The organism is Haladaptatus sp., assembly GCF_049589095.1.
Lineage (GTDB): Archaea > Halobacteriota > Halobacteria > Halobacteriales > Haladaptataceae > Haladaptatus.
In genome coordinates, this window is sequence record NZ_JBAWAC010000174.1 from 1 (window position 1) to 15,083 (window position 15,083).

Genomic DNA, 15,083 nt, shown 5'->3' on the forward strand with positions numbered 1-15,083 from the left:
CGCCTACGGTCGATCCATTTCCTCCAAGAAGCGCAGTCAGATGCACCGCCTACGCAAGTGGCAGGAACGCATCCGGACGAAGGATGCGGGCGAACGAAACCTCCAATTCGCCCTGTCCGAAATCGACCGGATGGCATCCGCGCTGGGCGTCCCACGGTCGGTGCGCGAAGTCGCGTCGGTTATCTATCGGCGAGCGCTCAAGGAGGACTTGATCCGTGGTCGCTCCATCGAAGGCGTCGCAACGAGCGCCCTGTACGCCGCCTGTCGTAAGGAAGGGATTCCGCGAAGTCTCGAAGAGATTTCGGAAGTATCCCGGGTTCAACGGAAGGAGATCGGACGAACGTACCGATACATCTCACAGGAACTCGGTCTGGAGATGAAACCCGTCGACCCGAAAAAATACGTCCCGCGGTTCTGTTCTGAACTCCATCTCAGCGAAGAAGTGCAGTCGAAAGCGAACAACATCATCGAAACCACCGCTGAAGAGGGATTGCTGTCCGGTAAATCCCCGACAGGCTACGCCGCCGCCGCGATTTACGCCGCTTCGCTTCTCTGCAACGAGAAGAAGACACAGCGCGAGGTCGCCGACGTGGCGCAGGTGACGGAAGTGACCATCCGGAACCGCTATCAAGAACAGATCGAAGCGATGGGAATCCACTAACCACACCGTTCTCCCGTTTTTTCGCTCCGAGCGACGGCCAATGCTCCCATCTCCGACGCTCGAAATCGACCGGATTGCCGAACGTTCAAGCCCCTCGCTCACCTACGTTTCGTGAATGCGGTTGGACGAATATATCGACGACCTGCGCCCGGACGAGGAGGAGCGCCGTCGCCGTCTCGCCGAAGAGAAATCGTACGAAATTCTGGACTACGTGGACGATTTCAAGGACCGTTTTTCGGAGGTCGCACAGGGTGACTCGCTTTTCGGAAGCACGTCGCCCTCGGTGTTCGTCGGTCGGTCGTCCTACCCAAACGTCTCGACGGGTATCCTCTCACCCGTCGGGGCCGAGGAGAACGCCTCGGAGTTCGCCACCAGCGGCGACTGGTATCAACGCGGACTCGGCATCGACAACGTCCTCCAGTACCGGACGGGACTGCTGAACTCGAATCGCTCCGCTAAGGTGAACGTGGACGACGTGTGGGACGGTTTTGTGGGGGTTCAGCGCGAGATCGCCATCGCCGACCGCCCCGTGGACGTGGAGATCGGCCTGACAGAAAAGCTCGATTTGGACGTGAACATGGACGACATCGCCACCCCGACCGGGCCGACTGCCCGCGCTTCCTCGGCGGACCTAACCGAGAACCCGCACGTCCCCCGCGCCGTCAAGAAAACGCTCGAAGACGACGATTGGCAGGCCCAAGGCGCGATGAACTACCTCTATCGCCGCGGGTTCGACGTGTACGACATCAACACCATCCTCTCGGCGGGCGCGCTCGGGCAGAACCGAAACCGAAAGCTCGTCCCGACGCGCTGGTCGATCACCGCCGTGGACGACACCATCGGCCAGTACCTCCGCGGCCGCATCCGGAACGCGCCGAGCATCGACGAGACGCAGGTGTGGGTGAACGAGTACATGGGCAACCGCTACTGGGTCGTCCTCACCCCCGGACAGTGGGAGTTCGAACTCGTGGAGATGAAAGCGCCGGGCAGTATCTGGAATCCCTCCCCCACCGGCGACATCTGGATGGGGAGCGCCCACGAGGGCTACGAAGGTCGGACGGCCTACGTTGATGAAACCGCCGGAGCCTACTACGCCTCCCGCCTCGGCGTCCTCGAACACCTCGAAGACATCGGCCGACAGGCCAAGGCGCTCGTCCTCCGCGAAGTCAGCGACGACTACTGGGCACCAGTCGGCGTCTGGCAAGTCCGCGAGAGCGTCCGCAACGCCTTCGACGGCCGATTTGGGGAATCGGAATCGTTCCACACGGCCGTTCGGGAAATCGTCCCGCAACTCCCCATCTCGATGAACAGCCTCCGCCGCAAATCCGAGATGGTCTCGGGCGTGCAGGCCAACCTCACTGACTTCGCAAACTGAAACGACGACTGTGGTTCGTCACAGCCACCCTTCCTGACGGAAGTAGACGACCAGAATCGCGGTCATCAAGAACATCCCGAGCATGACGGCGGGGTAGCCGTACTCCCACCCGAGTTCGGGCATGTTGAACGGGCTGTTCTGAAAGTTCATCCCGTAGACGCCGACGATGAGGGTGAGCGGGAGGACGATGGTGGCGACGACGGTCAGCTTCTTCATCACCTCGTTGGTCGAGACCGAGAGCATGTTGAGGTAGATGTCGCGTGCGCCGCCCGCCAACTCGCGGTAGGTTTCGGTCAGATCCACGAGTTGGACGAGGTGGTCGTACACGTCGCGGAAGTACTTCTCCGTCTCCGGGCGGACTTCCTCGGGGTCGCCGCGGGCGAGGTAGCCGACGGCTTCGCGGGTGGGCCACGCGAGTTTCCGGAAGGAGAGGAGTTCGCGGCGGACGCCGTTGATGGATTCCAGCGTCTCGATGCTGGTGTCGGTGATGACGGCCTCCTCGACGGTTTCTATCTCGTCCTCGATCTCGTCGAGGACGGTGAAGTAGCTATCAACGATGCCGTCGCAGACGCGGTAGGCCGCGAAGTCCGGCCCCCGGTCGAGGATACGGCGGTCGCCGTCGAGGGCGGCCTGCCAGATACGGCGGACGGCGTCCACGTCGTGTTCCGAGAGGGTGACGAGCCAGTCCTCGCCGATGAACACGCCGACGGCCTTGACCTGTGTTTCCTCTTCGAAGGTGGTTTCACCGCGGCTCAACTCGACCGTCTTGAGCAGGAGGAAGGTGTAGCCCGCGAACTCCTCGGTCTTCGGTCGGACTCCGTTCTTGATGTCTTCGAGCGAGAGGTGGTGGATGTCGAACGACTCGGCGACGCGTTCGAGTTCGACGGGGTCGGCGTTGTTCGCTCGCACCCACACGATGCCGGGTTCGATACGAGCGGCTTCGTAGTCCTCGACGGTTTCGACTTCGCCTTCAGAGAACCGCAGTGCCTTGATAGTCATCGTCCGCCCTCCAGATCGGGACTCATCGTTCGACTCCCGTGTCGATACTCATCGTACCTCCTCCACGCCGGCCGCGTTGGCGATGGCGAGAAGCGTGATACCGACCATTACGCCGGTGATCGAGAACGCCCGACCCGGATACGGCGTCTCGATTCCGATGAGGTATCCCACCAATCCGAGCGCGGTGAGTCCGAGTCCCGAGGCGTACGTCCGGTTCATACCACTCGTACCCGGAGGGGGAAGAAAAAACGTTGCCCGTTCAACCGTCGTGTTGAACGCCGGAAATCAACTGGGACACGTCGTCGGACTCGTCCAACTTCTTCGGATAGACCGCGAGCACGACGATCCAATCGCCGTCGTGTTTCACCTTCGTAGCCTGAATCGTCACGTCGATGCTCACGCCGTGTGTTTTGGCGGTTCCGGTGAACTCGGTGACTTTCGTTTCCTTGCCGAGCAGCGTCACGTTCTTCGATCCGACGGTTTTCACGTCGCGGACGTTGGCGTACCCGGCGACGAACTTCTCGACCAAGTCCCTGTTGTCGAACTTCGCCAGCGGGTTGAACGATTTCTTCCCGACGGAGACGGACGGACTGCTCACGACGGTGAACGTCGCAACCGTCTGCTCCCCGACGCCTTCGATGCCGATGGATTTGTGATACTGCGCCACCCAGTTCGTCACCTTCACGTCGCGGCTCTGCCCCGCCGCCTTGAAGGTCCGTTTGATACCCACCTTCTTGACCTTCGCTTGGTCGTACCCAGTTTGGGAGAGCGTATCGTCTCCCACCGTCGCCTTCGAGGCGCTGACCGAATAGGTATCCCCGAGGAGGAACCCGAGACAGCCACTCGAAAGCACGAGGACCGCCAGAAGCGCGCCAGCAACCAGTTTCCGGTTCATTGGTACCTTGCGTGTATGCGCCCCACTATATCAATGCCTTGGTCGGGAATACGCAATATTGGCGGGGAGATATGTTTCCTATTCGAAGATCATTTTTAGTGATCCGAGTCGATGAGGAATATGGATTCGGAGTTACGAGATGTTCTAAATGGGATCATTCTTTTACTTAGTGTTATCACTGGACACATACTAACGAGATATTTGATTGCGGGTGAAGGGAGGACCAGTCCTATTCAGCGAGATCACTGGGTGCCGTTGTTTACGAGCGCGATCGTGTTCGCCGTCGCGTATTCGTTGCGATATCTCGATCAGCTACCGAAGGAGTTCTGAGAACCAGTTTCGGACGCTACGGGAGCTTGAACGACGGGCCAGAATCGGAATCCTGCACGTCCACGCCGAGCGCTTGCAGGTCGTCTCGCAGCGCATCGGCGCGGTCGTAATTGCCCTCTTCACGTTCGTTCTCACGCAGTTCGAGGACGAGTTCCACGAGGTCTTCGGCGAGTCGCACGTCACCGCCAGTCTCGCCGCCGAGCGAGAAGCCGAGGACTTCGCCGCCGAGTTCCTCGAACGTCTCGGCGGCCGACTTGAGTCCCTCGTAATCGTACTCATCGCCGTCGTCAACGTGCCGGTTGACCGCCGTCACCAGATCGAGCAGGGCCGCGAGCGCGCGCCGCGTGTTGAAGTCGTCGTTCATCGCGTCCTCGAACTCGGCTTGGGTTTCGGCGACCGCCTCGCGCAACTCGTCGTCCTCGTCCTTCGTCCGGGCGTTCTCGCTGTCGAGGGCTTCCACGGCGCGGTCGTAGCCGTCGGACAGTCGTTCCCAGCGTTCGACGGCCTCGTTCACGGTCTCGTCGTTGAACGTCTGGCGGTTCGAATACGAGGTCGAGAGCAGGAACATCCGGACGGCGTTCGCACCGATTTCTGAGATAGCGCCGCGAACCGTCGAGTAGTTGCCCAGACTCGAACTCATCTTCTCGCCGTCGGTTTCGAGCAGGCGGACGTGGAGCCAGTAGCGGGCGAACTGGTGGCCAGTCGCGGCTTCGCTCTGGGCCACCTCGTTTTCGTGGTGTGGAAAGACGAGGTCCTGTCCGCCGACGTGGATGTCGATGGTCTCCCCGAGGTGTTTCATGCTCATCGCCGAGCACTCGATGTGCCAACCCGGGCGACCCTCGCCCCACGGCGACTCCCACGTCTCGCCGGTCGGGCAGGAGACGGCGTACTTCCGGTCCGACTTCCGGTGGTTCTCGATCGAATCCTCGCTCACGCCGTCAGCCTTCCACAGCGCGAAGTCGCCGGGGTTGCGCTTCTCGGAGCGCTCGTCGCTCTCGCCCTGTGCTTCCATCTCATCGACCTTCTGATTCGAGAGTTTGCCGTACTCCTCGAACTTCGTCACGTCGAAGTAGACCGACCCGTTCGATTCGTAGGCGTAGCCCTTGTCGATCAACGTCTCGATGAGGTCGATAATCTCCGGGACGTGTTCGCTGACTCGGGGGTACACGTCGGCGCGCTTCAGGTTCAAATCGCGCATGTCGCGGATGACCTGCGTGATGAAGGTCCGTGCGACATCGGCCTCGCTGTCGCCGAGGTCGTCCTCGCCGACGCGGGCCGCGATCTTCTCGTTCACGTCGGTGAAGTTCTCGACGTGGTGGACGTCGTAGCCGAGGTGTTCCAGCCAGCGATGCATCACGTCGGTGTGAACCCACCCACGTGCGTGGCCCAGATGGGCGAGATCGGAAACGGTCAGCCCACAGTAGTACAGCAGGACGGAATCCGGGTCCCCTGGTTCGAACGGCTCCCGTTCCCCCGTGAGCGTGTTCGTTACGGAGAGTGTCATAGGGAACGGTAGTGTCAGCAACCGTTTTAAATCGTCGGAAGCGACACCAACCGCCTCGACCCACCGAATCGGCGCAACCTACCCAACCACCCGATTACCGCACCCGTCTCGATGCTACTTCGGCACGGCGTCCAAGGCGTCCTCTACGAACCGAACCGCGTTCGCGCCGTCCCGTCGTTCGACGACGACGACGAAGGATTCCGCGACGGCAGCCGCGACGATCACCACGTCTTCGGTGAGGAGGCGGGAGAGGACGGACGCCAGTGACGCGGCATCGACGTTTCCAGTCACGACGATGCCCGTCAGCGACCCCGAATTCGGCGCGAATCCAGTCCCGCCCACGGAGAGGACGGCCTCGTCGTCATCGTCATCCTCACCCGTTCGATCCAAGCCGCTCCGCATGGTAACGCGGACGTCACGAGATTCGGTTTCGTACGTCGGTAGTTCGTCGGCGAACCGGGAGAGCGCGGTCGAAACCGCGTCGGTGTCGTCGGCACCGACTTCGGCCGCGAGAAATCCCGCGGCCGCAGTGTAGTTCACGACGTCCGCACGGAGCGCGGCGAGGAGAAACGGTCGTCGCCGCGCCGCGGTTCGGGTGGCTTCTGCGAGAGACATTATCGGGATGCAGGAGGAGAGCGGGAAAAAGGAATGCGATTGGGACGTGGAAGCGATTACGACGAGGGACCGGCTACTGCGTGAGGAAGTACGTCGCGACGCCGATACCGATCAGCACCGAAACCGCGCCGAACAGCGCGACGACCCAATCGACGAGGATACCGACGCCGAGGACGAGAACCACGGCCAACACGATGAGGACGATGAGCGGGAGGTTGCGCGTCAGTTCCGACGCTTCGGTCGACTGTTGGGGGGACCGCGGCTTGGGCTTCGAGAGGGCTTCGTCCACCAGAATCTCGTCGGCATCGGGGTCGAACTCCTCGATGTCGACGTCCACGTAGGACGTTTCGGCCCCGTAGCTCGTGACGATTTTTAGTTTTCCGCGGCCGGGACCGTTGCGGACCGAAATCGGGACGACCTCCGTTTCGTCCTCCTCGATGTAGTGGTTCGTCGCGGACAACGAGGCCACTTCGGAGAGTTCGTCGTCGAGATGGAGGTGTACGTGGATCGGCGCACCGTGATTTTCGAGAACGACGTCGAACGAATCGTCGGTTTCGAACGACTGCGCTACGTCGATGTGATGCAGGCCGTCACGGTTGATGTGTATCGATAGCGTTCCAGACACGGTACACCTCGTTCGTTAATTGTGCTAAACTCTTCAACTATTAAAAGATTCAGGCCTCTCGCATGTCCGGCGGCAAGAGGTTCGGGATGCCGTCCTCGATGGGATACTCCTCGCTACACTCCGTGCAGGTGAGCGTCCCGAAGAGGACTTCCTCATCCTCTTCCTGGCGCACGTCGAGTTCGAGTTCCTGTTTATCCAGCGGACAGCAGATAATGTCCATCAGGGATTTCTTCATGTCCGGATGCACGAAGGGGCGGGGCAAAAGCGTGACGGGTTCGATGGTAGCGACCACGTCGGCGAGTTCGTCACTGTCAGATCGGAGGAAGAAGGCTTCTCCCGTCGCTCACCCACGAACGCTATCGTCGTTCCGGCCGTAGTTTCCACGAGGGGGAAAATGATTCATTCGACGGGGCGCGATGCGCTCGTCGCGCTGCTCGCAGGGGGTGCTGGGGTCGCCGGTTCGTACGCAGTTACCGGGAACACACCGGACTTCGTCGCCGCACCGGTGAATGTGTTCGTCATCGAAGTCACGCCACCGGAGGTCATCGCGTTTTCCATCCAAACGCTCGGTGAAGTCGGCGATAAACTGGCGTTCGCGTCAGCACTGATGCTCACGATACTGCTGTTCGCACTCGGCGCGTTCGTCGCACTCGTCGTCGGGAGGCGAGCGAGGGGGATCGGCGGATTCGTCAGCGTTCTTCTCGCCGGGGTGCTCGCGTGGGATACCGCAACCGTGCTGACAGGGGCATTCGTGCCCGCGCTCGGCGCTGCACTCGGCGTCGGCATCGTCGTGGGAATCGCCAGCGTATCGGTCGGAAACCCGGCGTTCGACACGGGACGACGACGACTCCTCGGGTCGTTGGTCGGCGCGCTCGGCGTCGGTATCGCGGGCTATCTGCTCGGGTCGCGGCGGACCGGTCAGCCTCGAAAACTACCGGAGCGGACGCCGCCGGAGGGTCACACCGACCAATCCAATCGGTCGTCGAATAAGGGGATGGGAAGCGGGAAGAAAAAGCGGATGCCCGACATGCGAACCGTGGAGGACCTGCTCGCGGAAGCCAAACGGAAGTCGCTCGACGTGGAGGGGCTTCCCGGGCTAGTGAGCAGCACCGACGAATTCTACGAGGTGGACATCTCCTCGTTCAATCCGGACGTGAACGAGACGGAGTGGTCGCTCGCGGTCACGGGAAGCGTAGAGAAGGAACTACGGCTCGATTATGCGGACCTCACATCGATGTCGTCGGTGAACGTTTACAAGACGCTTCGCTGTGTCGGCGAGCAGTTGAACGCCCATCTGCTGAACAACGCGATATGGACGGCCGTCCCGATGATGGACGTCATCGAACGCGCGAAACCGAAGGGCGACTGTGGCTGCGTGATGCTCCGAGCGGCCGACGACTACTACGAGGAGTTTCCGCTGGCCGCGCTCGAAACCGGCCTGCTCGCGTTCGGCATGAACGGGTTCTCCCTGCCGCGAAATCACGGGTATCCCGTCCGCGCCCTGATTCCCGGCCACTGGGGGGAGATCAACGTCAAGTGGCTCACCGAGATAGAGGTTCTCGACAAGCCAGCCGAAGGCTTCTGGGAGGAGAAAGGTTGGCACGGGACGGGACCGGTCACCACCGTGGCGAAACTGTGGGTGGAGAACACGCTCTCGGACGGTCGAAAACAAGTCGGTGGACTCGCCTACGCCGGGACGCGCGGCATCGAGCGCGTCGAGGTATCGACCGACGGCGGTGAGACCTGGAACGATGCGCGCCTGTCGAAGCCGTTGAAGGGAGACGACGTGTGGCGACAGTGGGCGTACGAGTGGAAACCGTCGGGAACCCACGAGGTCGTCGTGCGGGCAGTCGATGGAACGGGAAAACTACAACCGAGAGCCGAAAATCAGCCGTACCCGAACGGTGCGACCGGTTGGGTGTCGAAAACGATATCGTAGTCGTTCGAACGCGTGGTTCCGAACGGTTACTCGAACGGGCGGTTCAGGATGACGGTGTCCTCCCTGCTCGGGCCGACACCGACGGCGTAGACGGGCGCGTCGAGTTCGTCGCTGATGTATTCGAGGTAGGTCCGCGCGTTCTCCGGAATCGCGTCGTAGCCCTCGTCGGCGACCTCGCTCCAGTCCACTTCCGGCCAACCGTCGAAGGAACGGAAGTTCGGCTCACAGCGACCCCAGCGTTCGGTCGTGGCGGGAACCGTGAATATCTCCTCGCCGTCGACATCGTAGCTGTATCCGACTTTCACCTCGTCGAGACCCGCCAGCACGTCGATGTGGTTGACTGCGAGACCGGTGAACCCGCTGGCGCGGGCGGCGTGGCGGAGCATGGGCATGTCGAGCCACGCGACCCGGCGCGGGCGGCCGGTGACGGTACCGTACTCGCCACCCTCCTCGCGGATGTACTCGGCGAGGTCCTCGTTTTCGCCCGCCCCTTGTTCGTCGTAGTCGGGCGTGTCACCGACGACGCCGCCGAGTTCGGTCGGAAGCGGGCCGCTTCCGACGCGCGTGAGGTACGCCTTCACGATGCCGATGACATCGCCGTCCCCGACGATACCGGGGCTGAGGCCCGTCCCCGTCGCGGCACCGCCCGCGGTCGGGTTCGAGGAGGTGACGTACGGATAGTTACCGTGGTCGATGTCGATGAGGGTACCCTGTGCGCCCTCGAAGATGATTTCGTCGCCGTCATCGAGACGCGAGGCGAGGAAATCGCCAGCTTCGACGGTCATGTTCTCTTCCTTCATGCGCTCGCCGTAGCGCTGGTACTGCTCGTGGACCGCATCGACGTCGAACGCCTCACCGGTCTCGACGCCGAAGACCTTCTCGGCGAGTGCTCGCTTTTGGGGGACGACGTATTCGAGTTTCTCGTGGAGGAGTTCGGCGTCGAGCAGGTCGCCGACGCGGATGCCGCGTCGACCGGCTTTGTCCTCGTAGGTCGGGCCGATACCCCGTCCCGTGGTTCCCACCTTACGGTCCGAATCGCTTTTCACGTCCTCCTCGATGCCGTCGAGCACGCGGTGATACGGGAGAATGACGTGTGCTCTGCGGGCGAGTCGAACGTCGGGTTCGAGGCCACGTTCGCGGAGGGTGTCGATCTCGTCGAAAAGCGTCTCGGGGTTGACGACACAGCCGTTGCCGAGAACGCCGATCTTGCCGCGGACGACGCCGCTCGGGACGAGGGAGAGTTTGTATTCGTTGCCGCCCTCGACGACGGTGTGGCCTGCGTTGTCGCCGCCTTGATAGCGAGCGACCACGTCAGCGGCCGCGCCGTAGAGATCTACGACGCGACCTTTGCCTTCGTCGCCGAGTTGCGAACCCACGATGGTTACGGTCATACCGAAGATGGTTTCTCCCGCATCTCCTAAACCGATTACGGTCTTCGAAGCAAAAGGATACACGAACGTGATCATTTCGGTGTCCGAATCGCGTCAATTCTAGCAGCGACGGGGATATTCACGCGCCGAATTCGGAAGTGTTAACTCTCCCCAAGAGAAAGTTTCGTTCTACTCTTCGGCATGCGATGCGGACAATAACCTTTAAAAGCTTCTAAGACAAGTTAACACATGCCATGATAGATCGACTGGAGAAGGAAGTCGATATGCTGGAACGCCACTTGCAGGTCCTGAAAATGGTCATTGAGAGTGAACCGATCGGCATCGTGAAGATGTCGAACGAGACGGGATACCCCCATCACAAGGTTCGCTACTCGCTGCGAGTTCTCGAAGAAGAAAACCTCATCTCGCCCTCCAACCAGGGTGCGATAACGACTGACCGAACGGAGGAGTTCGTCTCCGAACTCGACGAAAAACTCTCCGAAATCACGACCAAGCTCGACTCGATGAAGATCGGCGAGAAGGCGGAAGCCGAAAACTAGAGTTCTGGAACCGTCAAGTGGAATTCACCGTTACGTGATTCGACCAGACACAGATGATATCCCCGCTTTCGGGATAGCTTGACGAAACTCTCCCTTTTTTCTCGCGTTAGCAGCCCGCCACTGGTTGCGTCCTCCGTCGTCTCCAGTGCAGCCGGTTCGAAGAAACTCTTCGTCACCTGGAACGCCGCGCTGAGTTCGTCGTTCACGCTGGCGACGCTCGTCGCGGCATCGACGAGGGACCCCATCATCTCGCCCGTCGCGGGGTCGCGCGAGTCGTTGATGTTTGCCACGACGAGCGGGTTGCCCATCCGGTCGCGGAGGATGACGTCGAACGCCAGTTCGGTCTCCTCGCCCTCCTCGTCTTCCGTCACCAGATTGCCGTGGAGTTCGACCCGATCGATCTCCTGAATCGCTTCGAACAGGTCACCGAGCCCGCGCTGATGACCCGTCTCGATGATTTCGTACAGAAGGTCGACGACGAGCCACGAGACGAACGTATACTCCATCGAATCGTGGAGGAACGCCTCGAACTCCTGCCCATCGACCGCGATGCCCTCCGCGTCGAACTGCGTGTGATGTTCGAGTTGCAGGTTAGACTCGATGGTCTCTCGGCTGGCATCACCCGCCGCCGCGTCGGCCAGCGTCCCTTTGGCTTTCGACCCGTAGCGAACGAAAAAATTCGTCTGCGTCAGCGCTTGCTCCGGCGTCAGCTGTCGTCCGGCAGTGATACCCGGACTCTTCTCACGGAGCGTTTCGAGTTCGTCTTGCAGTTCCTCGACCCGTTCTTTCAGTCGGTCGCGTTCCGCTTTCAGTTCGTCACGCTCCGATTCGGCTCGGGCGAGTTTCGACTGCAACGCTTCGATCTTTTCGGCGCGCGCGGTCAGTTCGGCTTCGACCTCCTTCGCCCTGCCAGATGTCGAACGGCTCTGTGACCGTTGTTGCGGAGGTTTTCGCGTCGGACAACGCTGTTTGACACCCACGTCGTGCGACTTCGCGGAGCTGCTCTTGTCGGGGTCGAGCGACGGAATGGTCGTGGTCTCCCGCCACTGCTGTTCGTCCGAGAGCGGATCAGATGCTCCCGTACCTACGGCGCTTTCCGCGGCGCTGTCGTTTCCAGCGTTCCTGGAACTCGACGCGTTCGGCGTCGAGTGTGCGGACTGGGCTGGTCGTGCGTCCGCCTCGGTCGGCGACTGCTCCGTCTCCACCGAAGAGGGTCGAACGGCCTCGGCCTCCGTTGGCGACCCCGTTCCTTCAGCCCGTTCCGGCGTGCCGGGGGAGGACTGTGTGGACCCTTCCGGTGGCGTTTCCGGTTCGTTCGTTTCCGCCGGTTCCGGGGTCGAGGTAGATTCCGGTGTCGGCGTTGAGACTGGTTCCGATTCCGGTGTCGAGGCTGGCTCAGGATCCGGTTTCGGCTCCGATTCCTCGATCTCCGGCAGGTCGATGACGTTCACGTCGGCCGCGACGACTTCGTAAATCCCGACCTCGTCGTTGGCGCGGGAAAGCGCCTCGTCACCGGTGTACAGTTGCTCGCTCTGACCGACGTACGCGGCGCTCATCGACCGTCCACCGTGGTACACCACGTAGTAATCGCCGCTGAGAACGTGTTCACTGAGTTCGATGTACCCGGTGAACTTGTTCGATGCGAGCGTTTCGCTCGCCTCCTTCAGCGGTGTGTCGTTCGTGTAGTACTTTGCCTGTGTCTTTCCGCCTCGCTCCTTCATGCTGAACAACAGCGGAAGCGAAGGGTGAGGGGCGTCGAACAGCGTCCCGTCTGCATCCTCGAACGAATCGATAGTGCCGTCAAATACGCCAATGACGCGGCCGTTCAACATGAACAGCCACGCGCCGCCCGCGTCGACCGCACCGGAAAATTCCTCGTCGGCAAGCGTGTGGAGCGTCTCGAACCCACCGGAAAAGGGACGAGAATCCCACTCGGATATCTGCTCGACTGTGCGCACGTCCATAATACGTCAAAACGGAATCCTCCTCAAATAGTTTCGGGTTAGTCGGATACACGCATCAAGTGGGGGGCCCTCGTCGGGGTGGCAAAACCGCGCGATAACGTCCCAAAATCAGATCTTCTGCTCGGCGTCGTCGGCCAACTCCTCCATGCGCTTGCCGATCCGGCCCGCTTCACTGAACTCGTCTTCGCTCATCACGTCCGCGAGCGAGTTGCCGAGAACGAAGACGGCATGTTTGTGCTCGCTCTTCGATTTGTGAACGTGCGACGGGTCCACATCGAGCTGGTCGTATGCGTCGAACGCGCCGTCGGGGACGTCGTCCTGTTCACGGAAATACTCCATGATGGTCACCATCTGCTCGTGTAGCTCGAGAAGCTCATCCTTATGCATGCAGGGCCATTAGAAGTTAGCCGGTTTAAGAGTTTCTGAGAACTATTCACACATCGGGGTGAAACGCCCGCTAGAAGACGTACTCGTCCTCGTGACCCATCATCCCCTCGTCTTCGAGTCCCGGTTCTCTATCGTTGTCCATCGGTCCGCTGGTCTTGTATGCCTTGAGACCAGTTGCGAGCAAGTCCTCGATGGCTTCCTCCCGGTTGACGAACTCACCTTGTTCGACCATTTGGGCGATTTGCATTTCGAGGTGCTCTGGGACGGTAATCTCTACCTTTGGCATTGGAACAGTTGTGGGCTTCGGGAGGGGTGTTCTTAAGTCTGACGGGGCAGATAGTACAGGTATTGAAAATAATAATTTTCTTTATCAAATTATACTTTTCGACATCTGTTTATATTTTTCATTATTTCCGAAGATCGGCCGGAAATGGGACCGAAGAAACGAAAACTTGTTCGTCTCGGTTTCGCCGCCGTCGAACCGATGGTCGTTCGGGACGAGGTCGAACCGATTTCGTACGTGGCCGTCTCGCATACGATGGTCAGTGACGACGCGACGGCCCGTCCGCGGTCGGTTACGAAGCTATCGTTTGCGATAGACGGCTTTTGTTACTCGGTCCGTACCGAGCCACAGGGTCACGTTGGGCGAAGATATCTGGATTACCCTCCGCCAACCCACGCGTACACTCGACGCTGACCGCAGTTGGTACATCCGACGCTGGCCGCAGTCGGTACATCTACGTTTCCAGCGACCCGAGTCCGCTCCATGAGTACGACGGACAAGACGGAGCTCCACCGGGAGTTCGACGGGAAGCGATTGCCGCCGGGGCAACGGAAGACGAACAAGTTTCCGGTCCTCTCGAAGGGGTCAACGCCGGACTGGGACCCGGAGACGTGGGAGTTTTCGGTGACGGGGGCGGTCGAAACCGAACTGGCGTTCTCGTGGGAGGAGTTCCGTGACCTATCGAGCGAGACACAAACGCAGGACTTCCACTGTGTCACCGGCTGGAGCAAGTTCGATTGTGAGTTCACCGGTGTCACGTTCCCGACGCTCGCGGAACTGGCCGGTGTGGACGAGGACGTCGTTCACGTGATGTTTTCCGCTCTCGACGGCTACACCACGAACCTCCCGTTCGAGGACTGCATGCGCGACGAAGTGCTGTTCGTCTGGGAGTACGACGGCGAGCCGCTCCCCCGCGAACACGGCGGACCGCTTCGCGTCGTCACGCCACACAAGTACGCGTACAAGGGGGCCAAGTGGGTCGATGGGATCGAGTTCCTCACCGAACCCGAACGTGGATACTGGGAGAAACGCGGTTACTCCAACACCGCAAACCCGTGGAACGAGGAGCGATATAGTTAGGCTGAAGGGTCACCGCTCCCGAGTTGTCACTAAATGCCACCGCACCGTGACGGTCAACTGTCGGCGGGTTCGCCGCTCGTAACCCGAACGTGCAGAGTACCCGACGTTTCGTTCCGCTCCTTTCTCGCGGGACAGGCGGCTCCACGCCTCTACTGGACTTCTCCGGACGGTCTCGAAATCGCCGCGACTGGCGCAGTTACGCGCATCACTGCCACTGGTGGGGGGCGGTTCGACGCGGTTCGCAACCAAGCGACCGATCTCTTCGATTCCGTCGATGCCGACGACGGGCCGGACGCGGCGCGTCCGCGCCTGTTCGGCGGGTTTTCGTTCGATACCGAACACCAACCGGAACCGCCGTGGGACGGTTTTCCGAGTGCGGAGTTCGTCCTGCCACACGTCCAACTGACGCGTACGGAAACCGAGACGTGGCTCACGGTTTCCGCCTCCGAAACGGCGACTGCCGAGGAAACACTCACCGAGATGCAGGCGGAAATTG

At 60.9% G+C, this 15,083-nt stretch carries 16 protein-coding genes and 1 pseudogene; 6 read left to right on the forward strand and 11 right to left on the reverse strand.

The window, feature by feature from the left end:
* A partial coding sequence (locus WBV42_RS05810) for a transcription initiation factor IIB (RefSeq protein WP_423985189.1) occupies window positions 1-661 on the forward strand: 661 nt, incomplete at its 5' end.
* A 115-nt stretch (window positions 662-776) separates the two neighbouring features.
* A complete protein-coding gene (nreA, locus tag WBV42_RS05815) occupies window positions 777-2,036 on the forward strand; it encodes a DNA repair protein NreA (protein ID WP_423985190.1) in 1,260 nt (419 codons plus the stop codon).
* 18 nt (window positions 2,037-2,054) lie between these two features.
* Here the strand turns inward: nreA and corA are convergent, their stop codons facing one another.
* From corA to WBV42_RS05850, 7 genes are all read right to left on the reverse strand, one after another.
* On the reverse strand, window positions 2,055-3,035 hold the full coding sequence (gene corA, locus WBV42_RS05820) for a magnesium/cobalt transporter CorA (RefSeq protein WP_423985191.1): 981 nt from the start codon (window positions 3,033-3,035) through the stop codon (window positions 2,055-2,057).
* A gap of 48 nt (window positions 3,036-3,083) precedes the next feature.
* A complete protein-coding gene (locus WBV42_RS05825; RefSeq protein WP_253227201.1) occupies window positions 3,084-3,254 on the reverse strand; it encodes a hypothetical protein in 171 nt (56 codons plus the stop codon).
* Window positions 3,255-3,294: 40 nt separating this feature from the next.
* The gene (locus WBV42_RS05830) at window positions 3,295-3,930 is read right to left on the reverse strand and encodes a DUF6517 family protein (RefSeq protein ID WP_423985192.1); all 636 of its coding nucleotides are present in this window, start codon (window positions 3,928-3,930) and stop codon (window positions 3,295-3,297) included.
* Between the two features lie 346 nt (window positions 3,931-4,276).
* Window positions 4,277-5,764 (reverse strand): cysteine--tRNA ligase, encoded by a 1,488-nt coding sequence (cysS, locus tag WBV42_RS05835; RefSeq protein ID WP_423985193.1) that lies wholly within the window; start codon window positions 5,762-5,764, stop codon window positions 4,277-4,279.
* A 114-nt stretch (window positions 5,765-5,878) separates the two neighbouring features.
* Window positions 5,879-6,379 (reverse strand): DUF7523 family protein, encoded by a 501-nt coding sequence (locus tag WBV42_RS05840; protein ID WP_423985194.1) that lies wholly within the window; start codon window positions 6,377-6,379, stop codon window positions 5,879-5,881.
* Between the two features lie 73 nt (window positions 6,380-6,452).
* Window positions 6,453-7,004 carry a DUF7524 family protein gene (locus tag WBV42_RS05845; RefSeq protein WP_423985195.1) on the reverse strand — a complete coding sequence of 184 codons (552 nt, stop codon included), beginning with the start codon at window positions 7,002-7,004 and terminating at the stop codon, window positions 6,453-6,455.
* A gap of 49 nt (window positions 7,005-7,053) precedes the next feature.
* Window positions 7,054-7,239: a methytransferase partner Trm112 gene (locus WBV42_RS05850; protein WP_253227360.1), complete on the reverse strand. Its 186-nt coding sequence runs from the start codon at window positions 7,237-7,239 to the stop codon at window positions 7,054-7,056.
* A 6-nt stretch (window positions 7,240-7,245) separates the two neighbouring features.
* Between WBV42_RS05850 and WBV42_RS05855 the strand changes: the two genes are divergently transcribed.
* The gene (locus tag WBV42_RS05855; RefSeq protein WP_423985196.1) at window positions 7,246-8,943 is read left to right on the forward strand and encodes a molybdopterin-dependent oxidoreductase; all 1,698 of its coding nucleotides are present in this window, start codon (window positions 7,246-7,248) and stop codon (window positions 8,941-8,943) included.
* A 26-nt stretch (window positions 8,944-8,969) separates the two neighbouring features.
* Here the strand turns inward: WBV42_RS05855 and WBV42_RS05860 are convergent, their stop codons facing one another.
* Complete coding sequence (locus tag WBV42_RS05860; protein ID WP_423985197.1) at window positions 8,970-10,334, reverse strand: adenylosuccinate synthase; 1,365 nt, start codon at window positions 10,332-10,334, stop codon at window positions 8,970-8,972.
* Window positions 10,335-10,567: 233 nt separating this feature from the next.
* Here WBV42_RS05860 and WBV42_RS05865 point away from each other — a divergent pair, with 233 nt between their 5' ends.
* Window positions 10,568-10,873 (forward strand): hypothetical protein, encoded by a 306-nt coding sequence (locus WBV42_RS05865; RefSeq protein WP_066142221.1) that lies wholly within the window; start codon window positions 10,568-10,570, stop codon window positions 10,871-10,873.
* On the opposite strand, the gene WBV42_RS05870 is transcribed toward WBV42_RS05865, so the two are convergent.
* The 3 genes from WBV42_RS05870 to WBV42_RS05880 form a co-directional block, all read right to left on the reverse strand.
* Window positions 10,870-12,837, reverse strand: a complete 1,968-nt coding sequence (locus tag WBV42_RS05870) for a DUF7527 domain-containing protein (RefSeq protein WP_423985198.1) — start codon at window positions 12,835-12,837, stop codon at window positions 10,870-10,872. The two genes, WBV42_RS05865 and WBV42_RS05870, sit on opposite strands and share 4 nt — an antisense overlap.
* Before the next feature lie 108 nt (window positions 12,838-12,945).
* On the reverse strand, window positions 12,946-13,224 hold the full coding sequence (locus tag WBV42_RS05875) for a UPF0058 family protein (RefSeq protein ID WP_066142214.1): 279 nt from the start codon (window positions 13,222-13,224) through the stop codon (window positions 12,946-12,948).
* Window positions 13,225-13,294: 70 nt separating this feature from the next.
* Window positions 13,295-13,510, reverse strand: coding sequence for a ribbon-helix-helix domain-containing protein (locus WBV42_RS05880; protein ID WP_066142210.1), 216 nt, complete (start codon window positions 13,508-13,510; stop codon window positions 13,295-13,297).
* A gap of 480 nt (window positions 13,511-13,990) precedes the next feature.
* Here WBV42_RS05880 and WBV42_RS05885 point away from each other — a divergent pair, with 480 nt between their 5' ends.
* Complete coding sequence (locus tag WBV42_RS05885) at window positions 13,991-14,587, forward strand: sulfite oxidase-like oxidoreductase (RefSeq protein ID WP_423985199.1); 597 nt, start codon at window positions 13,991-13,993, stop codon at window positions 14,585-14,587.
* A 33-nt stretch (window positions 14,588-14,620) separates the two neighbouring features.
* Window positions 14,621-15,083: pseudogene (locus WBV42_RS05890) on the forward strand (isochorismate synthase); the annotation flags it as partial.

Bases quoted from the DNA above. Each gene is read 5' to 3' on its own strand.
- nreA (WP_423985190.1), top strand. From the start codon at position 777: ATGCGGTTGGACGAATATATCGACGACCTGCGCCCGGACGAGGAGGAG.
- corA (WP_423985191.1), bottom strand. From the start codon at position 3,035: ATGACTATCAAGGCACTGCGGTTCTCTGAAGGCGAAGTCGAAACCGTC.
- WBV42_RS05825 (WP_253227201.1), bottom strand. From the start codon at position 3,254: ATGAACCGGACGTACGCCTCGGGACTCGGACTCACCGCGCTCGGATTG.
- WBV42_RS05830 (WP_423985192.1), bottom strand. From the start codon at position 3,930: ATGAACCGGAAACTGGTTGCTGGCGCGCTTCTGGCGGTCCTCGTGCTT.
- cysS (WP_423985193.1), bottom strand. From the start codon at position 5,764: ATGACACTCTCCGTAACGAACACGCTCACGGGGGAACGGGAGCCGTTC.
- WBV42_RS05840 (WP_423985194.1), bottom strand. From the start codon at position 6,379: ATGTCTCTCGCAGAAGCCACCCGAACCGCGGCGCGGCGACGACCGTTT.
- WBV42_RS05850 (WP_253227360.1), bottom strand. From the start codon at position 7,239: ATGAAGAAATCCCTGATGGACATTATCTGCTGTCCGCTGGATAAACAG.
- WBV42_RS05855 (WP_423985196.1), top strand. From the start codon at position 7,246: ATGCACGAAGGGGCGGGGCAAAAGCGTGACGGGTTCGATGGTAGCGAC.
- WBV42_RS05860 (WP_423985197.1), bottom strand. From the start codon at position 10,334: ATGACCGTAACCATCGTGGGTTCGCAACTCGGCGACGAAGGCAAAGGT.
- WBV42_RS05865 (WP_066142221.1), top strand. From the start codon at position 10,568: ATGATAGATCGACTGGAGAAGGAAGTCGATATGCTGGAACGCCACTTG.
- WBV42_RS05870 (WP_423985198.1), bottom strand. From the start codon at position 12,837: ATGGACGTGCGCACAGTCGAGCAGATATCCGAGTGGGATTCTCGTCCC.
- WBV42_RS05875 (WP_066142214.1), bottom strand. From the start codon at position 13,224: ATGCATAAGGATGAGCTTCTCGAGCTACACGAGCAGATGGTGACCATC.
- WBV42_RS05880 (WP_066142210.1), bottom strand. From the start codon at position 13,510: ATGCCAAAGGTAGAGATTACCGTCCCAGAGCACCTCGAAATGCAAATC.
- WBV42_RS05885 (WP_423985199.1), top strand. From the start codon at position 13,991: ATGAGTACGACGGACAAGACGGAGCTCCACCGGGAGTTCGACGGGAAG.